Origin of the sequence: Methanoregula sp. (assembly GCF_041645475.1) — an archaeon.
Classification (GTDB): domain Archaea; phylum Halobacteriota; class Methanomicrobia; order Methanomicrobiales; family Methanospirillaceae; genus Methanoregula.
This window is the reverse complement of record NZ_JBAZQA010000010.1, coordinates 1-23,963: the sequence shown is the minus strand read 5'-3', so window position 1 is coordinate 23,963 and position 23,963 is coordinate 1. Positions and strand designations below refer to the sequence as shown.

The 23,963-nt window shown below is 53.4% G+C and carries 22 protein-coding genes; 9 read left to right on the top strand and 13 right to left on the bottom strand.

Annotated features, from left to right (window positions below; all coding sequences use genetic code 11):
- Together WC598_RS09125 and WC598_RS09120 are read right to left on the bottom strand one after the other, a co-directional pair.
- Window positions 1-1,461 carry an ABC transporter ATP-binding protein gene (locus WC598_RS09125; protein WP_372961183.1) on the bottom strand — a complete coding sequence of 487 codons (1,461 nt, stop codon included), beginning with the start codon at window positions 1,459-1,461 and terminating at the stop codon, window positions 1-3.
- The gene (locus tag WC598_RS09120; protein ID WP_372961182.1) at window positions 1,458-1,982 is read right to left on the bottom strand and encodes a tryptophan transporter; all 525 of its coding nucleotides are present in this window, start codon (window positions 1,980-1,982) and stop codon (window positions 1,458-1,460) included. The genes WC598_RS09125 and WC598_RS09120 overlap by 4 nt, the downstream gene beginning before the upstream one ends.
- A gap of 205 nt (window positions 1,983-2,187) precedes the next feature.
- Between WC598_RS09120 and WC598_RS09115 the strand changes: the two genes are divergently transcribed.
- Window positions 2,188-3,405: an NADP-dependent malic enzyme gene (locus WC598_RS09115; protein WP_372961181.1), complete on the top strand. Its 1,218-nt coding sequence runs from the start codon at window positions 2,188-2,190 to the stop codon at window positions 3,403-3,405.
- 44 nt (window positions 3,406-3,449) lie between these two features.
- Here the strand turns inward: WC598_RS09115 and WC598_RS09110 are convergent, their stop codons facing one another.
- The 4 genes from WC598_RS09110 to WC598_RS09095 form a co-directional block, all read right to left on the bottom strand.
- Window positions 3,450-3,842, bottom strand: a complete 393-nt coding sequence (locus WC598_RS09110; protein ID WP_372961180.1) for a thioredoxin family protein — start codon at window positions 3,840-3,842, stop codon at window positions 3,450-3,452.
- 155 nt (window positions 3,843-3,997) lie between these two features.
- A complete protein-coding gene (locus tag WC598_RS09105) occupies window positions 3,998-4,711 on the bottom strand; it encodes a UPF0280 family protein (protein WP_372961179.1) in 714 nt (237 codons plus the stop codon).
- The gene (locus WC598_RS09100) at window positions 4,708-5,094 is read right to left on the bottom strand and encodes a 4Fe-4S binding protein (protein ID WP_372961178.1); all 387 of its coding nucleotides are present in this window, start codon (window positions 5,092-5,094) and stop codon (window positions 4,708-4,710) included. Before WC598_RS09100 ends, WC598_RS09105 begins: the two co-directional genes overlap by 4 nt.
- Window positions 5,091-6,599 (bottom strand): homocysteine biosynthesis protein, encoded by a 1,509-nt coding sequence (locus tag WC598_RS09095; RefSeq protein ID WP_372961177.1) that lies wholly within the window; start codon window positions 6,597-6,599, stop codon window positions 5,091-5,093. Before WC598_RS09095 ends, WC598_RS09100 begins: the two co-directional genes overlap by 4 nt.
- Before the next feature lie 91 nt (window positions 6,600-6,690).
- On the opposite strand from WC598_RS09095, the gene WC598_RS09090 reads away from it, so the two are divergent.
- Together WC598_RS09090 and WC598_RS09085 are read left to right on the top strand one after the other, a co-directional pair.
- Entirely contained in the window at window positions 6,691-7,398 is a 708-nt protein-coding gene (locus WC598_RS09090; RefSeq protein WP_372961176.1) for a Nif3-like dinuclear metal center hexameric protein, read from the top strand.
- A complete protein-coding gene (locus tag WC598_RS09085; protein ID WP_372961175.1) occupies window positions 7,395-7,727 on the top strand; it encodes an SWIM zinc finger family protein in 333 nt (110 codons plus the stop codon). The genes WC598_RS09090 and WC598_RS09085 overlap by 4 nt, the downstream gene beginning before the upstream one ends.
- 304 nt (window positions 7,728-8,031) lie before the next feature.
- Here WC598_RS09085 and WC598_RS09080 read toward each other — a convergent pair whose 3' ends face one another.
- A complete protein-coding gene (locus WC598_RS09080; RefSeq protein ID WP_372961174.1) occupies window positions 8,032-8,562 on the bottom strand; it encodes a chemotaxis protein CheW in 531 nt (176 codons plus the stop codon).
- A gap of 17 nt (window positions 8,563-8,579) precedes the next feature.
- Window positions 8,580-10,058, bottom strand: a complete 1,479-nt coding sequence (locus WC598_RS09075; RefSeq protein WP_372961173.1) for a methyl-accepting chemotaxis protein — start codon at window positions 10,056-10,058, stop codon at window positions 8,580-8,582.
- Between the two features lie 152 nt (window positions 10,059-10,210).
- Here WC598_RS09075 and WC598_RS09070 point away from each other — a divergent pair, with 152 nt between their 5' ends.
- The 3 genes from WC598_RS09070 to WC598_RS09060 all read left to right on the top strand — a co-directional run bounded on the left by WC598_RS09070 (window position 10,211) and on the right by WC598_RS09060 (window position 15,776).
- Complete coding sequence (locus WC598_RS09070) at window positions 10,211-11,866, top strand: PAS domain S-box protein (protein ID WP_372961172.1); 1,656 nt, start codon at window positions 10,211-10,213, stop codon at window positions 11,864-11,866.
- A 420-nt stretch (window positions 11,867-12,286) separates the two neighbouring features.
- Window positions 12,287-15,028, top strand: a complete 2,742-nt coding sequence (alaS, locus tag WC598_RS09065; RefSeq protein WP_372961171.1) for an alanine--tRNA ligase — start codon at window positions 12,287-12,289, stop codon at window positions 15,026-15,028.
- On the top strand, window positions 15,021-15,776 hold the full coding sequence (locus WC598_RS09060) for an ArsR/SmtB family transcription factor (protein WP_372961170.1): 756 nt from the start codon (window positions 15,021-15,023) through the stop codon (window positions 15,774-15,776). The genes alaS and WC598_RS09060 overlap by 8 nt, the downstream gene beginning before the upstream one ends.
- 467 nt (window positions 15,777-16,243) lie before the next feature.
- On the opposite strand, the gene WC598_RS09055 is transcribed toward WC598_RS09060, so the two are convergent.
- The 3 genes from WC598_RS09055 to WC598_RS09045 all read right to left on the bottom strand — a co-directional run bounded on the left by WC598_RS09055 (window position 16,244) and on the right by WC598_RS09045 (window position 19,132).
- Window positions 16,244-17,071, bottom strand: a complete 828-nt coding sequence (locus tag WC598_RS09055; protein WP_372961169.1) for a hypothetical protein — start codon at window positions 17,069-17,071, stop codon at window positions 16,244-16,246.
- A gap of 65 nt (window positions 17,072-17,136) precedes the next feature.
- Window positions 17,137-17,742 carry an imidazole glycerol phosphate synthase subunit HisH gene (gene hisH, locus WC598_RS09050; RefSeq protein WP_372961168.1) on the bottom strand — a complete coding sequence of 202 codons (606 nt, stop codon included), beginning with the start codon at window positions 17,740-17,742 and terminating at the stop codon, window positions 17,137-17,139.
- On the bottom strand, window positions 17,720-19,132 hold the full coding sequence (locus tag WC598_RS09045; protein WP_372961167.1) for a phosphoadenosine phosphosulfate reductase family protein: 1,413 nt from the start codon (window positions 19,130-19,132) through the stop codon (window positions 17,720-17,722). Before WC598_RS09045 ends, hisH begins: the two co-directional genes overlap by 23 nt.
- 102 nt (window positions 19,133-19,234) lie before the next feature.
- Between WC598_RS09045 and WC598_RS09040 the strand changes: the two genes are divergently transcribed.
- A complete protein-coding gene (locus tag WC598_RS09040; protein ID WP_372961166.1) occupies window positions 19,235-19,522 on the top strand; it encodes a hypothetical protein in 288 nt (95 codons plus the stop codon).
- Window positions 19,519-19,830, top strand: a complete 312-nt coding sequence (locus WC598_RS09035) for a monovalent cation/H(+) antiporter subunit G (RefSeq protein WP_372961165.1) — start codon at window positions 19,519-19,521, stop codon at window positions 19,828-19,830. The genes WC598_RS09040 and WC598_RS09035 overlap by 4 nt, the downstream gene beginning before the upstream one ends.
- Window positions 19,831-20,108: 278 nt before the next feature.
- On the opposite strand, the gene WC598_RS09030 is transcribed toward WC598_RS09035, so the two are convergent.
- Window positions 20,109-20,459, bottom strand: coding sequence for a hypothetical protein (locus WC598_RS09030; protein ID WP_372961164.1), 351 nt, complete (start codon window positions 20,457-20,459; stop codon window positions 20,109-20,111).
- Window positions 20,460-21,759: 1,300 nt separating this feature from the next.
- Between WC598_RS09030 and WC598_RS09025 the strand changes: the two genes are divergently transcribed.
- On the top strand, window positions 21,760-22,347 hold the full coding sequence (locus WC598_RS09025) for a hypothetical protein (protein WP_372961163.1): 588 nt from the start codon (window positions 21,760-21,762) through the stop codon (window positions 22,345-22,347).
- A 244-nt stretch (window positions 22,348-22,591) separates the two neighbouring features.
- Here WC598_RS09025 and WC598_RS09020 read toward each other — a convergent pair whose 3' ends face one another.
- Window positions 22,592-23,590: a hypothetical protein gene (locus WC598_RS09020; protein ID WP_372961162.1), complete on the bottom strand. Its 999-nt coding sequence runs from the start codon at window positions 23,588-23,590 to the stop codon at window positions 22,592-22,594.
- Between the last annotated feature and the right edge of the window lie 373 nt (window positions 23,591-23,963).

Below are 23,963 nucleotides of genomic sequence, written 5' to 3'. Positions count from 1 at the left end.
TTACGTGCTCCTAGCGGGTGTATCGGAAATGATTCTTCCACCCTCCATCCGGAGAATGCGATCTGCACACTTCCCGGCAATCTCCTGGTTGTGGGTAATAATAACGATCGTATGGCCTTTACTCTGGAGTCGTTTGAGCACTTCCATTACCAGCCGTGCCTCATTTCCGTCAAGGCCGGTTGTCGGTTCGTCCAGGACAATTATCTGTGGCTGCATGGCGATAACGCAGGCAATGGCAAGGCGCTGCCGCTCGCCGCGGGAGAGCCAGCGGGGATAGAGGGTGCCGGTATGCCCGAGGTGAACCTCCTCAAGAGCGGACCGGATGATCGCATCCCCGTCCGTGATTCCGAGATTCTTTAACCCGAATGCCACTTCATCGTATACCGAGTCGGCAAAAAACATGTGATCCGGGTTCTGGAAAACAAGCCCTACCTGTTTTGACAGTTCAGTAGTTGAGGAGAGTTTCGTATCTTTTCCTGCAATGGTTACCATTCCCGATTCCGGGTTGAGGAGCCCGTTGAAATGCTTGACGAGCGTTGTCTTTCCCGAACCGTTCTCCCCGACAACTGCAACAAACTCTCCCGTCGTAATAGTGAGGGAGATGGTATCCAGGGCGCGGATCTTATCATAGGAATATACGAGATCCTTAACAACAATAACGGGAGTTGCACCCGGTTTTTTGCCCGGTGCAGAATCGGTATTTTCATTTGGAATGCCGGACCGGATTTTGGAAAAATCTGCAAAAACGATCTTATGGATCCGCTCATCCCGGAGGACTTCTTCGGGCGATCCCATGGTGCTGATGGCACCGTTTTCCATGACAACAAGGGTATCCACCATGTCCCTGAAATGATCAAATTTATGCTCAACGAGCAGGATGGTTTTGCCCTCGTTTTTCAGGTTGCGCAGGATCTCAACGATCCGTGCTGTGGCCGCCTCGTCCAGTTCCGATGTCGGTTCGTCCAGGATCAGGATATCGTTCCCGAGTGCAAGTGTGGCAGCAAGAGCAACCCGCTGTTTCTGACCCCCCGAGAGATGATGGGGAGACCGGTTTTTCAGTTCAGTCAGGTGCGTTTTTTCCATAATGGCCGAAAGGCGCTCCTCTACAACCTCTGCCGCCAGCCCCCGGTATTCGAGTGCAGAGAGAATCTCTTCTTCAACGGTCGTAAAGATCATCTGGGCTTCGGCATCGTCAAAGACAATACCTATTGTTTTTGCCACTTCGGAAAGGCTTGCAAGGGTACTGATATCCGTTCCTTTGAGGATAACCCGCCCCTCTTTCTTTCCGCCATATTCGTGGTGAAGAATTCCTGCGGACGCAAGACACAGGGTAGTTTTTCCGGCTCCCGACGGGCCGGTCACCAGCACGCACTTTCCTCTGGGTAAATCAAAAGAAAGGTGGTTTAAGGCTTTCTGAACCGTGTGGGGGTAGGTATAACTGACCTGTTCGAGTTCGATCATTCCTGTCCTCTCGACAGCACCCTGCTGGAGGGTACGTAGAGGATCTGGACAATGACGGCGTTAAAAATTGCCGTGATAACTACGATCGGGACGAAAATGATGATGAATCCTTCCAGTGTTGCATATTTTGAAAGGATTTTAGGAGCCACGGCTACAAGCGCGAGCACGGCAAACGAAAAACCGCTCGCAAGAGTCACGAGGAACGTTGTGACGGTGGGTGCAAGTTTTGTCCGGTTCTTGAGGAGCCCGTAGATACCAAAACACACCAGTGCCCCGAGAGGTTCGCTGATGAGGTTAGCTGGGGGAAATATCGAACCGGAGATGAGCATCGACAGAATGCCTGCTACAAAACCGATACCGATCGCCTCGTAGATTTTTGGCCGGATCAGGATAATGGCAAGGCAGTAGAATGCGATGATCATATTCGGCGTGAGGGGCGTGTGCAGCATCGCAAGGAAATAACGGAGGATAGCACCGATTGCGAGCAGGATTCCGACTATTGCAATATCTTTTGACTTCATGGTAATCACGTGTAAGGTGGGGAAACCGGTAATCCGGGTGTGGTCATGGTATGGAATGACCACATAGTATACCTTAATGTATAATTTTGTCCATCCATGTATTAATATGTAACTTCCCTGCCCCCGGCAGATCCCGGGATGGCATATCCCGACCACTAACTTCATTGCCTGCGGCGGCGCTCTCACGTATGAGGAATGATCATGTATGGTCTTTTTACCGGGAAGCAATGAGATTTACAAGGATGCCCTTGCCCTGCATGCCCGACATCACGGGAAACTGGAGATCCGCTCAAAAGTCCCGCTCAGGAACCGGCACGATCTTGCCCTTGCCTATACTCCAGGTGTTGCCGAAGTCTGCCGGAGAATTTCCCTCAATAAAAATCTCGCGTACAAATATACTCTCAAAGCCAATACCATTGCAATCGTCACCGATGGATCGGCAGTCCTGGGTCTGGGAAATATCGGTGGATCTGCGGCTATCCCCGTCATGGAAGGAAAAGCAATTCTCTTCAAGGAATTTGCCGGCATTGATGCCTTTCCTATCTGTTTTGAAAACTATGAGACCGACTTTACCGACCAGGTGAAAAATATCGCACCGGTCTTTGGTGGTATTAATCTTGAGGATATTGCTGCACCAAAATGTTTTGAAGTGGAAGATGCCCTGCAGGATCTTGGTATACCGGTTATGCACGATGACCAGCACGGGACCGCGGTCGTTGTTCTCGGTGCACTTCTCAATGCCTGCAGGGTTACCGGAAAAAAATTTACCGATCTCAACATCGTGATCTGTGGAGCTGGCGCAGCCGGTTTTGCCATAACCCGGCTTCTCAAATGCATTGGTTATGATCCCAAAGTCTGTACTATGGTCAACGAGATCATCGTCTGCGATACGCAAGGGACTATCTTCCGTGGTCGTGAGGGCCTGTACAGGAATAAATACAAGTTTATCCTTGCGGAAGAGACGAACAAGCCAGCCCTGGCAGGATCCCTTGCCGATGCAATGGTCGGTGCTGATGTGTTTATCGGAGTTTCTTCCCCGGGTGTTGTTACTGAAGATATGGTCCGCTCAATGAACCGGGATGCCGTTGTTTTTGCCATGGCAAACCCGGTCCCGGAGATCTGGCCGGATGCCGCATTACGGGCCGGTGCTGCAGTCGTTGGAACCGGACGGAGCGATTTTCCCAACCAGATCAATAATGTGCTCGGTTTTCCGGGAATATTCCGCGGGGCACTGGATGCCCGGGCCACACGAATCTCCGATGAGATGAAGATTGCAGCTGCCCATGCGATTGCAGGGTTTGTGAAAAAACCAACACGGGAAGCGATCCTTCCCAACATCCTGGATAAGGGCGTGACAAAAGCCGTTGCAAAGGCAGTGGCAAAAGCGGCAATAGAATCCGGGTGCAGCCGCCCGAAAGAATAGGGGAAATTCCCGGGCTGATGACAAATCTGCCAAAACTACCGTAACTACCCATACCCGGTTATTTCATAGTCAATCAGGGACGAATTATCCGCACATTCCCTGGCGTGAAGAAGGACATCATCGATCATTTTTTTCAGCAATGCCGGATAAACTGCCCCCACGAGTTCCTGAACGGGCTTTCCCTTACAAAAAAAGGTGAAGGTCGGCGTGCTCCTGATGCCATATCTCCCGGCAGTCCATGGGCTGGTGTGTGTGCTGAGCCGGGCAAAAAGAACCACACCTTTGTACTCCATGGCATAATTCCGGAAAGAGGGATCCATCTGGTGGCAGAACGAACACGCGGGCGAGTAGAACATGACCACAACCGGTATTCTGGATTTTTCAACGGAATGCTCCCATGTCCGGTCATCAACGTCAACAGGAATTCCATCGGGCAAGCTCTGCGGATCTGACGATACAAAAGCCTTCCGTGATATGCCGGGTAATTTCGGCCCCTCCGGTTTTTCCACCATTCCGATGACCCCTATATGGAACTATGGAAAAACAGGAGATATAGTTTGTTATTGTCCGGGACCGGGAAAATAGTCCGCCTTTAGATCCTGTCCCCGGCACTTATGAGGTGCTCGTCCACAACAGCACTGGCAATTGGCGGCAGTTCGCCCCACCGAACAACAGTATCTCCCAGAATCGCAAAAACGCCGTCAACCTCTGCCGGGTTGATCCGGTCAAGGACCGTTTGATTGTCCTGACGTATCTCATTACAGACGGATGTTGCCCACGCATCTGCCAGGGCAACATCCGGTGAGAGGATGGTGACTGCATCGGCAATACCAAACGATATGGATGGCCCGACCGTTGCAGATGAAGTGCAGATACCCAGAATTCCTTTTGGTGGCGGAATAACAAAAGCGATCCGGTTGGAGAGCGGGGCATTGCCGGCATGCACGCCTACCCGGACCGGCCGATCCGATATGAGGGCGATGTCCCCGCCATTATCAATGATGCCGAAAACCGCACCTGCATCCTGCATGGCCTCGATGCCGGCCCATGCGATCGCGCCGGCAACCGCTGCCATCGGGCCGACACCGGCCTTCCGGGTTGCATCCGCCATCCTTTGCAGGATCAGCACATCGGAATCCGGTTCATAGGGATCGAAGGTTGACGCAAAAAAGGGATCCCGGGCAATGTATGCCTCGAGTTCCTGCCGGGCTGCAAGGATGCCTTCCTTTGCCGCCGCAATATGGGCCGGGTCATCCGCGAGGATCGTGGCAAACGTTTCGCGGAAGTGGAATGGAACCCGGATCATAATGGCAGTGTGAGTGCCCGGTGGGGACACGCATCGGTGCACTTGCCGCAGAGGATACACCGTTCTTCATCGATATTGAGTTTCCAGTCGGGATCAAACGAGAAGACTTCCCGGGGGCAGACGCTGATGCAGGCTCCGCAGTCCACACACTCGCTCTCGTTATGATTTATGCCGTGTTCGAGAATGCGTACCTGTGCGCCAAGATTCGACATGGAATCCCGTACGAGCTTGCACTGGTCGTCCGGGACATCGATGAGAGCCTCTCCTTCGGAAGAATCGATCACCGCCCGCTCGACATTGATAAGTACGCCGGTGTCGCGGACAACCTGGGCTATGATGGGTCTCCTGCCTTTGCCCCGTGAAAACGTTACGAGAAGTTTCATTTCAGCCACCTCCCGCCAAAGAGTTTGCCCAGATTCATAGCAGTGAGAATGGCAATTACATGATAGTGTGCGTCAACGACCGGCAGTGCGCTGATGTTATTCTGCTCCAGTTTCTGGACTGCTATATCCACCGCTTCATCCGGCGTAGTCGTTATCACTTTTGTTCTCATGATATCTTTTACGAGATGAGCTTTTCCGGGGTTTGCCACGGCTTTTGAGACATCGAAGGTGGTGATGATGCCGACCAGTACCCCGTTTCCGTTAACCACGGGGAGGTGATTTGTCTCTCCCCTGAGAAGTTTTTTTGCCGCGGTCCGGATCTCTTCGGTCTCACCGATGGTAATCACGCTCCTGTCCATGATGTCGAGCACCCTTGGACCCTTGACGGTCTGGTGCATGGGACGGGCCTGTTTTGCCGGGTCGATTGCACGGGTGGGGAGTGCCAGCTGCAGCGTGCCTTTCTCAACCCACTGTTTGAGTTCTGCTGCAACCTGTCGTGCCTTGCGGTAACTGGACAGCGAGGAGGTCCTGATCTCCTCTCCATTGAGTTCCACGGATCCGGAACGCAGTTCGGCATACGTGACCTTCTTTGCGACCGGGCGTGACCTGCTCGGTACACCATAATCAAGGATATCGACACTGATATCCTCATCCCGGATAGCAGTTGCCCGGACAACGTCGAGATCGAGGACCGGCAGCGGGATGCCGAGACCCACATACATGGTAACGCCATAGCCGGTCATGGTTGCGGCCCGAAGGTACTCCTGGGACATCTGCTTGAGATCCCCGGTAACCATCAGAGTCCCAAAGCCTCCTGCCGGGGAATGCTGAGTACCCTCGCCAACCACCATTCCCGGTGCCCCGCAGAGGAAGATGGGTACGCCACTTCCGATTAAGCGGAATTTCGGGTCATTGGAGATCGGGTTGAGTACACCTGCGCCAGAGTATGAGATATTTCCGTTGTTCGGGAGGAGCATTCCCATGTAGGTATGAAGGGTCCGGTCTGTGGTATTCGTGGCAGCGTTGTAGCGCTGGTACGCGTTCCGGGGATTGCACATGATCGCCTGGTTGAGGTTCTGGAGCTCAAGGTCCGTTGTGATAGTCCGGCGCGGGTAGCAGTCGGTTCCCCGCGAACTTGCACGGAGTTCCACTGTTTTTCCGGCAACAAGATCTTCGATTACATGAGCCCCGCCATATTCCTCTTCAAGGGTATCGGACTGCTGGGTGGCTCCGATAAACGTGTCAACGGCTGCAAGTCCACCATAGGCTTCGACATTATTGAGCCAGATCCTCTCCATACGGATGGGTGGTTCGGCATGGCCGAAGTTGAGGAACGCGCCCGACGAGCACATGGCGCCAAACGTGCCGGTGGTAACAACATCCACTTCTTTTAATGCCCCGTTCTCGCCAAGTTCGGCAACAATCGCGGGCATTTCCTCGGCCGTGACCACCCGGGCGCTCCCGTCCCGGATGCGCTCATTGATCTGTCCAATGGACTTGTGCATACCCAGAAATACGTTTTTACGAATATTAAAACTAATTGCTATTATCGGGGGTAATAAATGTGATTTTAACCCCGGACAACCATGATCCTGTATGGATGTGCGTACCTTCATTGAGGAGATGGAGCTGCTTGCCCCGCCCGATCTTGCCGAGGATTTCGATGTTGGGAAAATTGGGCTCATCGTCGAGGGAAGCCCGGATATCCGGAATGTCTGTTGTGCGCTGGATGCGACACCCGGTGTCGTGAAGCAGGCTGTTGCCCACGGTGCGGATATGCTCGTTGTCCACCATACGCCGATCTGGACTCCGCTCACGGCCATGACCGGCTCTATGGCCGATCTGATGCGCGAGGTCCTGTCTGCCCGGCTGAATATCTACGTCATGCACACAAATTTCGATCGCGCAGAGGAAGGTGTCAATGATGCCCTTGCCGAAGTTCTCAAGCTGAAGGATGTATCGCCCCTCTCACTTGGCCGGATCGGTACCTGTACGCTCACTCTTCCGGAGATCTCGCGCCTTCTTGGGGGAAACATCAGGATCTGGGGCAGCCTTTCAGCCCCAAAACGGCTTGCCCTTGTTGCAGGGAGCGGTTTTGATCCCCTGATCATGCAGGAAGCAAAGCGGGCCGGGGCAGATGCATTCCTCTCGGCCGAGATGAAACACTCGACCGCCCGGTCCGCGCCCCTGCCCTGTATTGAGGCCACCCATTATTCCCTCGAAGCCCCGGCCATGAAACGTCTGGCGCTGCGGCGAGGCTGGCAGTACCTTGACGACCCCCCGGCCCTTCTCACGATTCCATGAAAGACGATCATATCTGGGAGCGCCTGGGCAAAACAAAAAACCTCGATGAATCCCTGCGATCAGAAATCGAATCTGCGTATGGTACACGGGGAAAAAAGGCCCTCACGATTCTTGATGCGAAAAAGATCAAAAAATATCGTGACTTTTTTGTTGCTGAAGGAAGGACGGCTTCCTATATTGTTGATGAGGATTTCTGTACCTGCGGGGATTTCCTGTACCGTGGCAGGCCGTGTTCGCACATTCTTGCGGTAAGGATGGCGGAATTGACAGGTGTCTATGAAACGGTTGATTCCTGGTACCAGGATCAACTTAAAAATAATCCGGAATAACACGCAGTTCCTTGTGGAATTACCGGTTCTCGCGATTGCATGCGATTAAAGGCGTGTCCGTGCAGGTAAAAACCAATAGTCTGATCGAGATCTGCTTTTTTGAATGTCCTGTAACGGAGAGACTCCGGGCGCGAAAACCCTGTCGTGTGAATTCTCTCTTAACATGAGAGTCACATCTGCAGGATAGTGACTATCACTATCTCGTATGCACCTGTTCACGGTGCATACTAGAAAAAAGGTGGGATTTCAATTCTTATGACACAACCGGATATCCTGCACTCGGGAATTTCCGCGCAATCCGCTATTATGATTCAATATCCGTGAGCAACTGCTTGAGGTCAATCCAGATGATCAACTCATTCTTCTCCTTGTCTTTTACCTTCACCTTGCGCTTGATGATGCCGATGATGGCGGTATCTTCCTTGTTGACGGATGCTGAGGTGTAGTCCACCTGGTTTCCTTCGAACGTGGAGACGGACGTCACGTCATCGACAAGAATGCCCATCTTGGATGTGGCGATCTGATCATCAAGGACAATGATCCTTGACGCCTCAAGCGATTTGGAACTCTCTTCGGTGATGTTCATCCGGTGTTTGAGATCAACGATCATCGTAATCTCGCCGCGGAGATCGATGATGCCCCGGACATAGGAGGGCACATTTGGCAATTTTGTGATGGTTGTATATTCCACAACCTCTTTCACATCGAAAAGGTCGATGGCAAAATGTTCGTTCCCGAGAACGAACTCCACGACCTGGATCGAATCCGGCTGATCATTCTTTACGGTAGCAGCGTTTTTCGCGGTTGCAACAGGTTCGTTTGCCTTGGCACTCATGGGCAACACCTCCTGCCTCATTCCACCTTGAATTTCCGGTTTGCTTCCATTGCTCCCAGGGCAACTTCGTTCACCGTGCTGATCATGCGGGCTATCTCGTCAATAGCTGCTGCCGACTCTTCCGTTGCTGCAGCCGCATCGCCGGCTTCTTTTGCGGTATGCTCGATGAGGTTTGCAACTTCTGCTACGCTTGCCGTGATCTCTTCGGTTGTTGCTGCCTGTTCTTCTGACGCTGCGGCAACTTCGGAGGCACTGTTTGCAACCGTCTCTGCTGCCTTCTGGATCGTCTTGAAGGCGTCGAGCGCCTGCGATGACTCGGAGAAACCCTTGCTGACAAGGGTTTTCGATAACTCCATGGCATCGGTTGCCTTCCTGGTCGCAAGGTTGAGCTGGGTTATCATGTCCTCGATCTTCTCGGCACTGGAACGGGATTCCTGAGCAAGGGATTTGACCTCGGAAGCAACGACGGCAAATCCTCTGCCATGTTCGCCGGCCCGGGCCGCTTCGATAGCTGCGTTGAGGGCAAGCAGGTTGGTCTGGCTGGCAAGATCGCGGATAAGTACGATTATCTTGCCGATATCGTTCATCTGTTTCTCGATATCCTTGACAATGCCGTACACGTTGTTGGTCGAGTTTGTAATCTCGGTCATATCCTTGTTGACATTTTCTGCAAGGATCGCACCGGTCTTTGCAGAACTGTTGGCATTGTTTGCCTGGGACGAGACGCTCTCCATGCTGGAGGTGATCTCTTCTACTGCGGCACTCATATCCTGCATGGCTTTTGCCATCTGCTCGATCCCCTCGGATGCCTTCTGCGCATTCTCGGAGACCTGGCCGGCATTCTTTGCAATCTGGTTGACGCTCTTTGAGGCGTCATCAACACTCCGGGTTGCGCTGTCGGACGTTGTTGTCAGGTTCTGCATGCGCTTGTTGACGTCGGCAATATTATTTTCAAGGCTGACGATGATGCCCCGGACCGCGTCGCGTAACTTGACCAGTATCTCGTAGCTCTCCTTTGTATCGGTATCCGGGTCCGTGAGTTTGTACCGGGGCGTGAGATCTCCCTTTGCCATGATGGAGTAGATCTTTGCAAGCTCGTCAACTTCCCGGGACATGTACTCCTGCGTCTTTGTAATTTTCGTGATATCGTTGTAGGCAATATAGACATACTCGAGATCGCCTTTTGCATCCAACAGCGGAACGATTGTCCTGAGTACTTCAATCCTTCCGGCCGGGGTTTCGAGGGTTGACCGCCCGTGGGCAACGCGCCTTGTTGAGACCGCATTTTCAAAGGACTCTCCTGAATCCCGGAGATATTTTATTACGCCCCTGTCCTTGAAATCGGTTAATTTCATGGACAGGATTATGTCACGCGAGACTCCTACCATCCTGCAGAATTCCGGGTTCGTTTCAATATTCCGGTAGTTCCTGTCAATCAGCAACAGGGCAAGCGGGGTCTGTTGAAAGATCATCTCATAGTTTCGAATGTCGACCATTTTTTACACCATTACATATTGTAATAGCCTCTTATTGCTAAATATTATTTAAATATTTTGTTCAATAACGATTATTGATATTTATTATTGATGACGACCAATAATGCTAAATAATGTGAACCGGATAGTAAATGGTTGAAGACTGAGGCCCTATGGAAAAGGAAAGCGAGCAGGACCGGATAAAAAATCTCCTTAAGGAGAACCCGAAAGGTCTGACTATTGAGGATGTCTCAAAAAAGCTCTCCCTCAACCGGGCAACGGCTGCAAAATACCTCAATTCCCTGATGATGACCGGGCAGGCAGAGCTGCGTGAACTTGGCCGGGCAAAGATCTTCTACCTCTCCCAGCGCCTGCCGCTGACCAACCTGCTGAGTCTTTCCTCAGATCTGATCCTGATTCTTGACCGCGATCTTTTTATCCAGGAGGTTAACGAACCGTTCCTCTCCTTTTTCAACCTGGAGAAGGATGCCCTGAAAGGAAAAAAGATCGAACATTCCGGCTTTGCACCCTGGTTCACGGAAGAGTACATGGTTTCCCTTGAACAGGCACTCGATGGCACAGAAGTCTCCCGGGAGGTACATTTTGAAACCGGGGATAACGACCGGTATTTCAAGATGAAACTTATCCCCCTGGTCTTTGAAGGCGGAGCCCACGCGGTCGGGATGATCTTTGAAGATATATCCGAGATGAAGCGCTACCAGCTCGAACTCGAGGAGCGGATCCGGGAGAGGACGGTAAAGCTGCAGACCAAAGTCGAGCAGCACAAGCGGGCAGAAGACGCCCTTCGCGAGAACGATGCTGTTCTGCGGAGTATGCTGGATGCCACCCCGGTTGGTGTCGGGCTCCTCGTGAACCGGGTGTTTAAGAAAGTGAACAACTCGCTCTGCACCATTACCGGCTACTCCGCAGAGGAACTGACCGGCCAGAACACAAAACTCCTGTACCTGGACGATTCCGAGTACATCCGTATCAGCAATGAACTGTACCGTCCCCCGGGTGATACGGGTGTTGGTATGGCGGAATCCCGGATCCGGAGAAAGGATGGCACGGTCATCGATGTGATCATGAGTCTCAGCCCGTTCGACCCGCAGAATCCGGAATCCGGTGTTACCGTAACGCTTCTGGACATGACGGACCGGAAACGGGCTGAGGAAGCATTAAAGAAAGCAAACCAGCAGGTTGCCCTCTTAACCGGTATCACGCGGCATGATATCCTGAACAAACTCACCGTCCTCCGGGGATATATGCGGTACATGAAAAAACAGCCTGTCAGTGAATCCCTGACCGACATCATCAAAAAAGAAGAGGCTGTTGCAGATCTTATTGCAAATCTCATTATCTTCACGCGGGATTACAAGGACGTTGGTGTCCAGCCCCCCGGCTGGATCCGGGTCGATGGCTCAATACGGATGATCCAGAAATCCATGGACCTGGGCGGCATATCTGTCCACGCGGATACCGGTGGCCTTGAGATCTATGCCGATCCCCTCATGAAGAAGGTATTTTCAAATCTGATCAACCACTCGCTCCGTCACGGTGGCCCGGTATCTGAAATACGGATCACTGCACGGGATGCCGGAAACTGCCTGACAATTCTCTATGAAGACAACGGCACCGGGATAGCGGCCGATGAAAAAGAGTCGATCTTCGAGCGGGAATACGGGAAGAATACCGGCCTTGGCCTCTTCCTTGCCCGCGAGATCCTTGCAATTACCGGCATCACGATTACCGAAACAGGAGACGTTGGTCACGGGGTGCGGTTCGAGATATCCATACCGGAACGGGCATACCGGTTTGCAGAAACCTGATTTCGTAACCTGGCCACGTTAACCGGTAAAAAACGCCGTTAATATCTCACATCGTGATGTACTGAAAAATTCCTGACCGGAACCGTGTTTTTACCTGCCAGGACTCGGCAACCGGACAGAATTTTCAAAAAAACTCTGACCCGGTAAATCAAAAAAATACCGTGGTTATCAGACTCACTGAAAAAAGAAAAAAAGATCCAGGGATATTTACCGGAAGTATTGATGTCCGGGGCCGTGCAGGTGATACCAGGGGCTGCACCGATCGACAGTTCATTCTGGATGTCCACACCGTCCGGATTTACCGGCAACCGTTTTTTTTTTAAAACCCCCAAATACCCCGGGATACGCTGAAGGATTAAGCCGGAACAATACCCTAATTACCGTTCGTAATCAACAGTACTGAAGATTGTGTGATTATCCATGCTTGAAGAGGAATACCAGCTCGATTATTTCAAGACCCAGGGCTTTGTCCGCAAGACCTGCAAGGCCTGCGGTTCAGCCTTCTGGACCCGCGATCCCACCCGGGAGATCTGCGGGGACGCTCCCTGTGAGCCCTATAATTTCATCGGCAACCCGATCTTCAAACCCCACACCCTCGATACCATGCGCGAGGCCTATCTCTCCTTTTTTGAGAAGCAGGGGCATACACGGATCGACCGGTACCCGGTTGCAGCCCGCTGGCGGGATGATATTTACCTCACCATCGCATCCATCGCGGATTTCCAGCCGTATGTTACAAGCGGGGTTGTGCCGCCTCCGGCAAACCCGCTCACCATCTCCCAGCCGTGCATCCGGCTCAACGACCTCGACTCCGTTGGAAAATCCGGGCGCCACTTAACCACGTTCGAGATGATGGCACACCATGCCTTCAACACACCCTCGGAGGAGATTTACTGGAAAGACCGGACCGTTGAGCTGTGTGACCAGTTCATTGCTTCCGTTGGCGGGGACATCAACAAGGTGACCTATAAGGAGAACCCGTGGATCGGCGGCGGGAATGCCGGGCCGAGCGTTGAAGTCCTCATTGGCGGCCTTGAGATTGCAACCCTTGTATTCATGAGTCTCGGACGCCAGAACACCGGCCAGCCCGGCTATGATCTCAAAGGAGAGATGTACTACCCGATGAAGCTCCGTATCGTTGACACCGGTTACGGGCTCGAACGGCTTGTCTGGGCGTCGAAGGGTTCACCCACAATCTACGATGCGGTCTTCCCGGAGATGGTCAGCCGGGTCATGAGCGCTGCCGGCCTCAACCATATGCTCGACAACAAGGAATACACCAAGATCCTTTCCTTGAACGCAAAATATGCCGGGCTCATGGACATCTCCGGAACCAACCTCTTCAACCTCAGAAAGAAAGTGGCAGCAGCCATCGATGTCTCTCCCGAGAAACTCGACAAGATGATGGGCCCCATCGAGAAGGTGTACGCGGTCGTGGATCACACAAGGTGTCTTGCCTACATGCTCGGCGACTGCATTGTACCCTCCAATGTCCGCGAAGGTTACCTTGCACGGCTTGTCATCCGCCGGACGCTCCGGATGATGAACGAGCTCAAGATCCAGGAACCCCTTGCCGATTTCATTGAACAGCAGACCCGGATCCTTGGCATAAACAAATTTGAGCAGGACTTATCAGTAGTCCGCGAGATCGTTGACCGGGAAACCGAGAAATATGCAGCCACCCTCGAACGCGGCACGCGGATTGTCCAGAAAGTTGCAAAAACCTACAAGGCAAAAAGCCAGCGTGTTCCCCTCTCCGAGATTATCACCCTCTATGATTCCCACGGCATCCAGCCCGAGATGGTCAAGGATATTGCGGCGCTGGAAGGCGCAGTGGTTGATCTGCCGGACAACTTCTATTCGATAGTTGCTGACCAGCACTCGGAATCCAAGAAAGAGGCAGAAGAGGACAAGACCGGAAAATATTCTGCCCGCGTGCAGGGCCTCCCGCCGACAAAGAAACTGTATTACGAACAGCCCTCATCGATCGAGTTCGAAGCGGTTGTCATCGATTTCTTCGACAGCTATGCAGTCCTCGATCAGACCCTGTTCTACCCGGAGGGCGGCGGACAGCCGGCCGATACCGGGACGCTCGTCAGCACGGAAAGCATGGTCCGTGTGGATGACGTTGTCAAGGTTGGCGAGGTTGTGCTCCACCATATCACGGGCGGGATGCTCGGGCGGGGCGACCGGGTCAAGGGCATGGTTGACGAGGAACGCCGCTGGTCGCTGATGCGCCACCACACGGCAACCCACGTGCTCCTGCATGCAACAAGGGAAGTTCTCGGCGCCCACATCCACCAGGCCGGTGCACAGAAAGGCAGCGAGAGTTCCCGTGTGGATATCCGGCACTTCAAGCATATCACCGCAGACGAGCTTCACCGCATCGAAGTTGCGGCAAACCGGATGATCATGGCCAACCAGTCTGTCGACATCTCGGTTGAGGACAGGACCCATGCCGAGCAGAAATACGGCTTTTCCCTGTACCAGGGTGGCGTTCCCCCGGGCCGGGATATCCGCATTGTGAAAGTTGCCGGCGATATCGAGGCCTGTGCCGGTACCCATTGCCGGAGCACCGGGGAAGTCGGCATGATCAAGATCATCCGGGTCGAGCACATCCAGGACGGGATCGAACGGATCGAGTTTGCCGCAGGAATTGCTGCGATATTCTACATGCAGCACCTCGAGCAGATCGTGTCGGCATCCTCGGATATCCTGTCCGTTCAGCCGGAGAACCTGCCGGCAACGGTCACCCGGTTCTTCACCGAATGGAAAGACCTAAAGAAGGATATCGAGCGCACGAGTGCAAAGCTCGTGGAACTGGAACTGCAGACCATCACGGGCGAATCTCTCGGCGGTATTGAAGTTGTGGTAAAACGCGTGGATCTCCCGCAGAAGGAACTCTCCACCCTTGCAACCGGCATTGCCGCAAAAGGTGGCGTTGCCCTCCTTGCGTCCTCCGGCGAGACCGTGCGGGTTGTTCTTGCGTCCGGCGATTCCCGGGTGAATGCCGGTGACATCATCGGCCAGGTCTGCAGTCTCCTTGGCGGAAAGGGCGGCGGGAAACCTTCGATGGCCCAGGGCGGCGGCCCGGATGCAAACCAGCTTGACCTTGCACTGAATGTCGGACGCGAACGAATCATTGCTGCACTCAATGGCTGACGACATCGTACTCCTGGAACCCGGTGACCAGCGGGCGCAGAAGATAGCAAAAGCAATGTCGAGCCAGACCGGTGGGGATATCCTTCACCTGCTCGGGGAAGGCCCAAAGAGCTTAACCGACATTGCCGATCACCTCAAGCTCCCGATGAATACGGCCAAGTACCATCTGGAGAACCTGCTGGATGCCGGACTCATCGCGGTTGCGGAAACCAAGTACAGCGTCAAAGGGCGTGAGGTGAAGATCTATACGCTCACCAACCAGCTCCTGATCGTTGCTCCCCGGCACTCGAACGTGCGATCCCTGCTGCTGAAGTATGCCACCCTCTTTGGGATAGTTGCAGTCTGTTCCATGCTTATGGCAGCCTTGTCCCCGCTCTTTAGTCCGGCCCTGTTAAAAGGTGGCAGCCAGGCTGGCGGAACCGGGCCGCAGTTAGCCGCTGTTTATGACGGGGGCATGGAGACTCATACAGCGAAGGCCATTTCAGAGGCTGTTGCTCCCAATGTCTCTTCGGGTACCGGGCTTTTACGGGACAGTTCAAATGCGCTCAACGAGACCTTTGGTACCTATACAACCGCGGAGCCGTCCGGCGTCGTGTACCAGGCAGTTGCCCGGGCATCCCCACCGCCGGATATTTCCGGGTATGCGGCAACTACGGGGTCTGACTTCGCCCTTGCCTTCTTCCTTGGCGGCGTGCTGGTCATCTTTGTTCTGCTCTGCTACGAAGCCTATCTCTGGAAAAAGAAATAATCCTTTTTTGCCTGCACGGCATCCGTGCAGGATTGCGTCTGGAATTTTTTTACCGGATTCCCCCTCCAACCCCTCCACAACCCGGCGTCAATCCGGCATGGCGGGTAACGGATGTTTGTATTTTGTAGTCACTGAACCGCTGCGGGGAGCACCGACCGGGGCGGTGACATTCAGCGCAATGATGGGAACTATCCAGAAAACAGACCGGTTATTGCAGGTTTTTTTAAGAGATACGGTTTTTTCGTTTTCACCCGGGTTCTCCATCCATCTGAATGTGACCGCCTCTTCCCTCCGTGCAAGGAAATGCCGGAAGATCCCCCGGCTCCCAAACCTGTTGACGGAACTCCATCCTGTGTGTGTGACTACCTTTATGGGAATGCCACAACAGCGCATCCTGCGGGCGAACCCGGAGGTGCTTCATGAATACACGATGTGTCCTGCAGAGCACAAAAAAAAGAAACTAAAAATTATTTCCGGATCACGTATGCTGCGAGAAGCCCCGCAGCCAGGACTGCACCAACACCTGCCAGCGGGGAGAGCGGGGACTGGGTTGCGCTTGGCCAGGGGGTGGGGATGGACGTGGCCGTCTTCGTGACCTTGGCGGTAGTTGTTGTCGGGACTACTGATGTAGCAACGGCTGTCGGAGTACCAACCCTGAACGTCACCGTACTGATATATCCTTTTGAATCGGAGAACGAAACCTCATAATTCCCGGGAGTTGTAACGGCCACTTTCTGCGCGAATTTCCCGTCGCCGGTTCTCATGTCATTGGTAGTTCCGATCCAGAGCGGCCCATAGACCTTGCCGCCATCCGGGTCCCTTACTTCCAGCTGGATCCCGTCAGTACCCCCTTTTGTCAGTGCCCCTTCAATGCGGAGAGCGTCAGCAACATTCTGGGTCATGGGGGAGGTAATGGTGATTTGATCGGAACGGTCGATGATCTCGACCAGCTGCAGGGTTTTGGAATCCGATCTCAGGCGCGGTTCATCGGCACCGAGAAACTTCACTTCAACCTTATAATTTCCCCCGGGCAGGCCCGTGGTATCCAGGAGCCTGTACTGGGTCTGCTGCTTGTCCTGGATAGTCACGCTCTCGGATTTAATCTGGGTAGCCGTGTACTGGGTCTGGTACAGGACAATGCTGAAGGTAGTCCCGGGTGGGAAATCACTGTCAATGGAACACTTCAGGGGAAGACCTGTCTGAACGCTCTCCGGGCAGGACAGGTAGAGGCCGTATGCGGATACCGGTCCTATCAGGACAAGCAGGCACAGGCCAAGGAAAATGATCTTCTTCATGCCTACAGGATCGCATTGCAGGCATTAAAAATGTTACCCATTTGTTCCGGTACTATTGACCCGGGTCAGATCATGCCCATGAAATTTTCCAGCACGCGGAGACCGGCAGCCCCGCTTTTCTCGGGGTGGAACTGGACCCCGTACGTATTGCCGCTGGCAACGGATGATGCAAACGGGCAGATGTAATCCGTTGTCGTGAGAGTGAATGCAGGCGCTGTCTCTGCGTAAAAGGAATGGACAAAGTACATGTATTCATCCTTCCCGAACCCGGCAAAAAGCGGGCTCTCCGGATCATTGATCGTGAGGGAGTTCCAGCCCATGTGGGGAATTTTTTTACCGGGAGTTTTGGCAAACTTCTTTACATTTCCCGGAATGAGGCCGAGACCGGCATGGATCCCGTGCTCCTCGCTCGTCTCAAGGAGCATCTGCATGCCAAGGCAGATGCCAAGGAGCGGGACATCGCGGACAGATTCCGTGATAACGGTTTTCAGGTTTCCGAGCTGTTCCATTCCTTCGTGGAATGCCCCGACTCCCGGCAGTACCAGGCCGTCGGCTGCTGCGATCTCTTCCGCATTGCACGTGATCGTGGCTTGAGCCCCGGCCTTTTCAAGGCCGCGAATCACGCTCCTTAAGTTCCCGAGGCCGTAATCAATAATGGCTATCTGCGTCATCCTTTCCCTCTTCCCGTAACCGCCACTTGCCATCGGTAATCCACGCTTCGGGGAGTCCCGCGGACTGCCTGTACGTTTCCAGTTTTTCTGTCCAGGACTGCCAGAGTTCCGGGTACTCATCAGCGATCATGTGGATCAATGCCATATCGCTGGAAGGGCACATGAAACAGCCGATCCGGTCCAGGTGATGCCGGTAGAGCACGTTATACGGGGCCTGTTCCTGCATAATGTAGAGCCAGACATGCAGGGCAGTCCAGTTGTGGATCGGGGCTGCGGAGAGCTGGACCCTGACATTGGAATTTCTCCAGACACGCTCGCTCTGGGCCCGGGCTGCCGACTCGTACCGGCGCTGGCCGATGAACGAGAGGCATTCTCCCCACTTCTCCCTGATCAGTTTTGCAACCGGGGTCAGTTTGCACACTTTGCAGCACCACCGGGCATTGACTGCCGGCGGGCCCTGCCGGGAAAATGTCTCCCAGAATGTCGTGATGCCATCCGTGCGGAGCACCTCAAGACCGTATTTTTTTGCTACCTCATCCACGTTTGCGTACGTTTCCGGGAATTCAAGGCCCGTATCGGCAAAGAGCAGCGGGACGTTGCCTATGGCTTTTAGTACGACAAGCAGGGTTGCGAGGCTGTCCTTTCCCCCGGAATACGAGATGTTGGGCTGGAGGCCCGGGTTCCGGCCTGCCACCTCCCGGATGAACAGGACGGCTTCTCCTTCCGCCCGCTCCAGGACGCCGGCATTTGCTTTGACGGCATCTTCCCACGTGGCAGCTCCCGGTACAACCGTGGAGGCAATATTGCGCCGTGTCCGGACGATCTGCCCTTTTTCCATGGCGCGGGCAGTTTCTGCATCGACTTTTGCCCGGCCAACCCCGATACATTTTCCGTCCGGGGCAAGGATGAGGACCTCGTCTCCGGCCCTGACATGGTCCTCGATTGCGATAACACCCGGGCGAAGGACGCTCATGCCCTGGTCGCGTATGAACGGGACCGCGTCATCACTCACCACAACGAACCGTTTTGTCGGGGTGAAGAGAAGGCCTGCCTCGGGGCGGGGAACCGGCTCCCACTCTTTCCGGTCCGGGAAATAGCGGATGATGCCGACAATACCCCCGCCGGCAACGACCTCCTCCATCCGGTCGTTGTCCGGCACTTTATTGAGAAGCGCAAGGTGTCCTTCCGGAATGAGCGGGGCGCCAAAGTGCTCTTCGTAGATCCGGTTCACGAGCGCAATGTCATCCGGAAATGCCGGGCGGGCATCGCCGGGCGGGGTTACCGGGACTTCCCGGGTCTCAGCCCCGCAGGCGCACGTGCGGGCAAGGACCGGCGTGTGACAGTGATCGCACCAGCGCAGCAGGATCTTGCCTAGGTAGGAGGGTCGCATCTTCTGTATTTATTCGCGCTCCGATAATAAAAAATGAGGAGCAGGGCGGAGAACCGGGCAGGGTCGTACCCAAAGCCGGCAGTACCGGGCGGGAGCATTGATATGCACCAATCTTCCACTCTTTATGAAATGATGATCGATACCTGGCTTCTGGCTGTATTTTTTCTCGCGCTGCTCACGCTCGGGGCACTCCTCCGCGTTGTCCGGATCAAGAGCCGGTTCGACCGGCTTGTTGCGGCAATCGTGGCCATATCGCTTGGAGCAGCAACGGGGCTTCTTGTGAGTATTGCGTTTGGAAATCTCCTTGTCCTGAACATCACCGTCATCCTCGTGCTCATCTGTTTTGCAGTCCTGATTGCCGGGGTCCGTTTCCGGGGTGAGACCGCATGATCCTCGCAGCAGATATCCTGATCTGGCTCCTCCTTGCCGCAGGGATCGGTTTTGGGGCTCTTGGCCTTTTCGGGCTTGTGATATTTCCGGATATCCGGAGCCGGATGTATACTGCTGTTCGGGCAACGCTCATCAGTGTCACGCTCATTACGGTCTCTTCCCTCATCTATGCGGCCTCCCGCTTCCTTGAGACGAATGGCAGCCAGTACCTCACGCTTGCGGTTACTGCTATCATCCTTTACATAATCATCGTCATTGCAACGGTCATCCTGTCCCGGGAGATCCAGGGGCAGATCAAAACAGCATAATTTTTTTTAATCTGCCAGTGTCCGGCCTTCTGGACGCAAAATTTTCCGCTCTTTTTTTCGCCCGGGTTGTTTTGGGAATTGCGGCTCTCCAGAAATTTTGGCGGGAGATAAAAAACCTGCCCCGGGGGAGTTGTTTCATGCCACCATCCTCCGCGGGAATGCGGGGCTTGGCTCCTTTCGTACTGGAGAATTCGCAAACACTTGAAAATGGTAATTTCAACCGGACCGGAATTTCCGGGAAAATAAAAAAAGGGTAGGTCCTGTCTGTTTTTCAGGGTTCAGGCTTCCGCTCCTTCTTCGTCTTCCGGTTCAGCGGGCTTTTCCATGAAGCAGAGGATACCGGCAATACCAAGGACGATGATGGCCGGCAGGTACAGGGTGAAGAGGTTCAGGGACCCGGCAATCGGTACCGAGAGGGCGATGAATATTGCTGCGAACATGAGCATCCACCCGGCAAACCGCGTGTCCTTGCTCGCAATGGCCGCCCCCATCAGCCCGAGACAGGAGAAGAGTGCTCCCTGGACGCCTGAGAGGAGGACATCGTTCCTGGTGGCCGTGGCGATGACATAGAGTGCTGTGATGATCCCGAGGAATCCCCCGATGAGACCGAGCACAAACTGCTTCTTCATATCCTATCGGTGGGCGCCTTCGGAATTAATACTATTGCTGGTGCAGGGATATCTCACGTTTGTTCCATCCGGACCGGCCCTGCACCCGGTTATGATCAAGGCAGCCTGAGAGCGCGGGCGGTTTTTCCCCGTTCGTACTACCCTGCGGGGTCATGGATTGATATAAGCAATTAGGTGTTATTTTAAGAAACAGGGCATTATACGCAGGATTGCGCATTTCGATCCATATCAATCGTATAATTCGTTTTTGGTCAAATACTGGCATTTTTCGCTGGGTAAAGTTAAGATTGGTTGCGATTCTGTGCCCCAAAGTTCTATTCCGACCAAAATATTTATTAATCAAGAAAATAACAAGAAAAATAACCCTTTCCGGTAGGAGGTGGAAACCAGATGGCAGCAGCAGTCAAGAAGGCAGCGGCAAAGAAGCCGGAAGCGAAGAAACCAGCAGCAAAGAAACCAGCAGCTGGGAAGAAGAAGTGATCTCACTTCACTATCACCATTTTTGATACGGTTTCTCTCCGTATCCTTTTATTTTTGATATACGGGTCATACTTGTCAGCAGATTCGTCCGGAGATTTGCCGGCATTGAAAATACGACGGAGACGTCCGGGTATCTCCGGCAAATGCCCGGGAAATGGGCCTCACTCCCGCGGGAAAATGTCAGCCCCCTCCAAAAAACCCGCTCTCCGCCCCGCTATTATACGCAGCCCTGCCCGTTCTCCTCTTTTTCCGGCTGAAAAACCCGGGCCAACCCGGGCTAAATTTCTTCCCGATCCCATTTCGTTCATAGCGGTCCTGCAGCAGGGATTTTATCCGGAAACGGGTTACCGGTGGCTTAAAAAATGCCTCCCCGTACAGGCCCGCTGTTTTTCAGGTTTGATCTCCTTGAAATGAGGGTATTTCACCAAAATAACAAAAATGCAAAGACTTTTTGAATGGCGTGGACACAATTTCCTGTGGAATGGTTCCTGCAACCAATCCCTCGCAGACCGTCTCCGTCGGAGAATAGATCCCGGGGAGGGGCACGTCCTGTTATGCCGGACGGCAGTGGAGGGTTCATATCCCCTCTCCCATCGAAGGTCCGAATATGGGGTTCTTTTCGATCTGATCCGGCCACCCTTTTCCGGAGAACCGCCTCCCAAAATGTCTGCCAGGGTTTTTTTACCGGCTCAAAAATGCCCCTGTTTGCCTGGATCCTGTGTATTCATTTTCCAAAAATGCCTGTCACATGCCCTGCTGTCGAACATTTTTTGTACCCCGGGATTCCATGATTGACATGGGAAAACGATCCTTAACTCCAATGATACTGCTGATGACGTTTCTTGTCATCTTCTCGGTCAGTTTTGCAGGATGTACAACACAGGCCCCGCCGGCATCACCGCTCCCCGGTAACAATCTGTCGGCGATCGAGCCTTCGCAGATGGTGTTTGCGTCCTCCGATATTCCGGCAAATTTCACATTAGTGGAAAAAGCTGAACGAAATGTCTCTGAAATGCGCGCCTGGGCCGTTGATCACGGGTGGAAGAAAGGATATTATGCCGTGTACCTGAAGAATGACCCTTCACAACCCGGGACGGTCTTTGAACAGATCATTTCTGTGTATCCCGCTGAGAACATCACGCTTATCATTCCTGATACCATGGGCGCCTATAAGAACTGGACCATTCAGGAAACCAGTGCGAATCTGTCCTATGAAGTATTACCCGTGCCAGGGATCGGGGATTCCAGCAGTGCACTGAAAATTACCGATAACGGTGATAACTCACTGTGGTACCTGATTACCTTTGTAAAAAAGGACGTGTACCAGGAGATCCATACAAACGGAACTGCGGCCGATTATGAAACGCTCCGCAAGCTTGCCGATATTGCAGCAGCAAAAATAACGTAACCTTTTTTGCAGTTTTGATTTTTTTTCCTTTTCTATCGTAATTTTTACCCGGCTCAACGCTCCGCGAGCCACCGGGTCCGAACCGTTCCCGTAAAGATGTGATCGGGCAGGGGATACCTGCTGTTGTCCAGGAAGCCGGAGACCGGACCTCCACTGCCTTTTTTTTTATCGGATTTTTAGTGCCCGGACTCCCATCCGGTCCGGGCAGCACCCGAAATTTCCCAATGAGGTACGCCATCCGTTGTTAGTCGTAGAGCCCGATATCGGACAGCTTCTCAACCGGCTTCTTGCGAGCGCTCTTGGCTACTAAACCCTGTGAAGGAAATGCGTCCTCGACTTTTTTCTTTGCTTTCTCAACCAGTCTTTCTGCATCGGATGGAATAAGGTCCGCTGACGTGATAGCAGTACGACGGAACGCTGCAAGAGCCTCCTTTGCATCTGTGATCCTGTTCTCTTTGATTGCTGTCTGAATCGCGGCATACCCCACCTTGAGATCGGGTATTTCGCCATAGTCCCACTTCTCCAGTGACCTACGGAGCGAGAACACTGCGTAACCGCACTCGAGAGGCTTTCCGTCCAGGAGAAGTCTGCTGTCACTGTCCAGGGACAGTTTCTTTACATCAATCGATCCCTTGGGAAGGGCAAGGACTGCTGCTACGCAGCTTGTTGTCAGCGCAAGATCGGTATCGACACCCACTTCCAGCGCCGTGTCCTGCTGCTGACCCGCTATCAGATCCATGCCCTCCGTGATCAGTGGCAAAAACGGTTTGATCGTGCCCACGTAACTGATTCCCGCAACCGACGAAACCCTGGTGATGTAGTCCAGAACCGGTGTTAACAGGTTTCCGCTCTTGACTGAAAACAAGCCAAATTCCACCGACACCGGGCCCCCGCGGAACGGGGTAGCACCCATCATCTGCTTGGATATGGTGATGACACGGTCCAGCGAACTTGCATCGAGTTCTGCAAGTTTATCCGGTTTTGAAACCGCGGCAAGCTGTGAACGCGCCTCTCCTTCCCGCGAGAGTGTGACAAAGGAATAGGCAACTGCATGGAACCGGGTTGCAAACCGGCGGGCCCGAGTCAGACGCAGCGATTCCAGGTACAGCTCGATGTAACACGCATCGGGCTGGATCTCTTTACCGATATCAGGTTTGTCCGGTGCCGGGATTGATGGAACAAAGATCAGCTCGGTTGGCTGACTTCCCGCCACGGTTTTTAAAAGATTCCCTAACCATCCCATAGTTTACCTCTTGTGTAATTGTTTTTGCGAAAAGCATGTTCCCATTTGGAGAACGATCGTTTCTGTTCCCGCAAGCGAGCAACCGGACCGGAAAAGCCCTGCCGTTCCGGCTCTCCTATGCCCATTCCGGTATGATTATTTTCATTATATATAAAATAATTATATTTGATTTTCCCTGGCCGGAGTAAGGCAGTCTGCTCCAGATGCTGCGGTGGTTTTAGCGGGAGTCATGGACCGGTATTCCGGTCCCAGTACTTCACTAATTTTTTTAGCTTGGGCTATGGATAACGGTAAGATCTAAATAGTCGGCGGGCGCCGAATATGGTCAAACACCGGCAAATTGCCCGCCGAATAAAGAATGAGATCCGAGCAG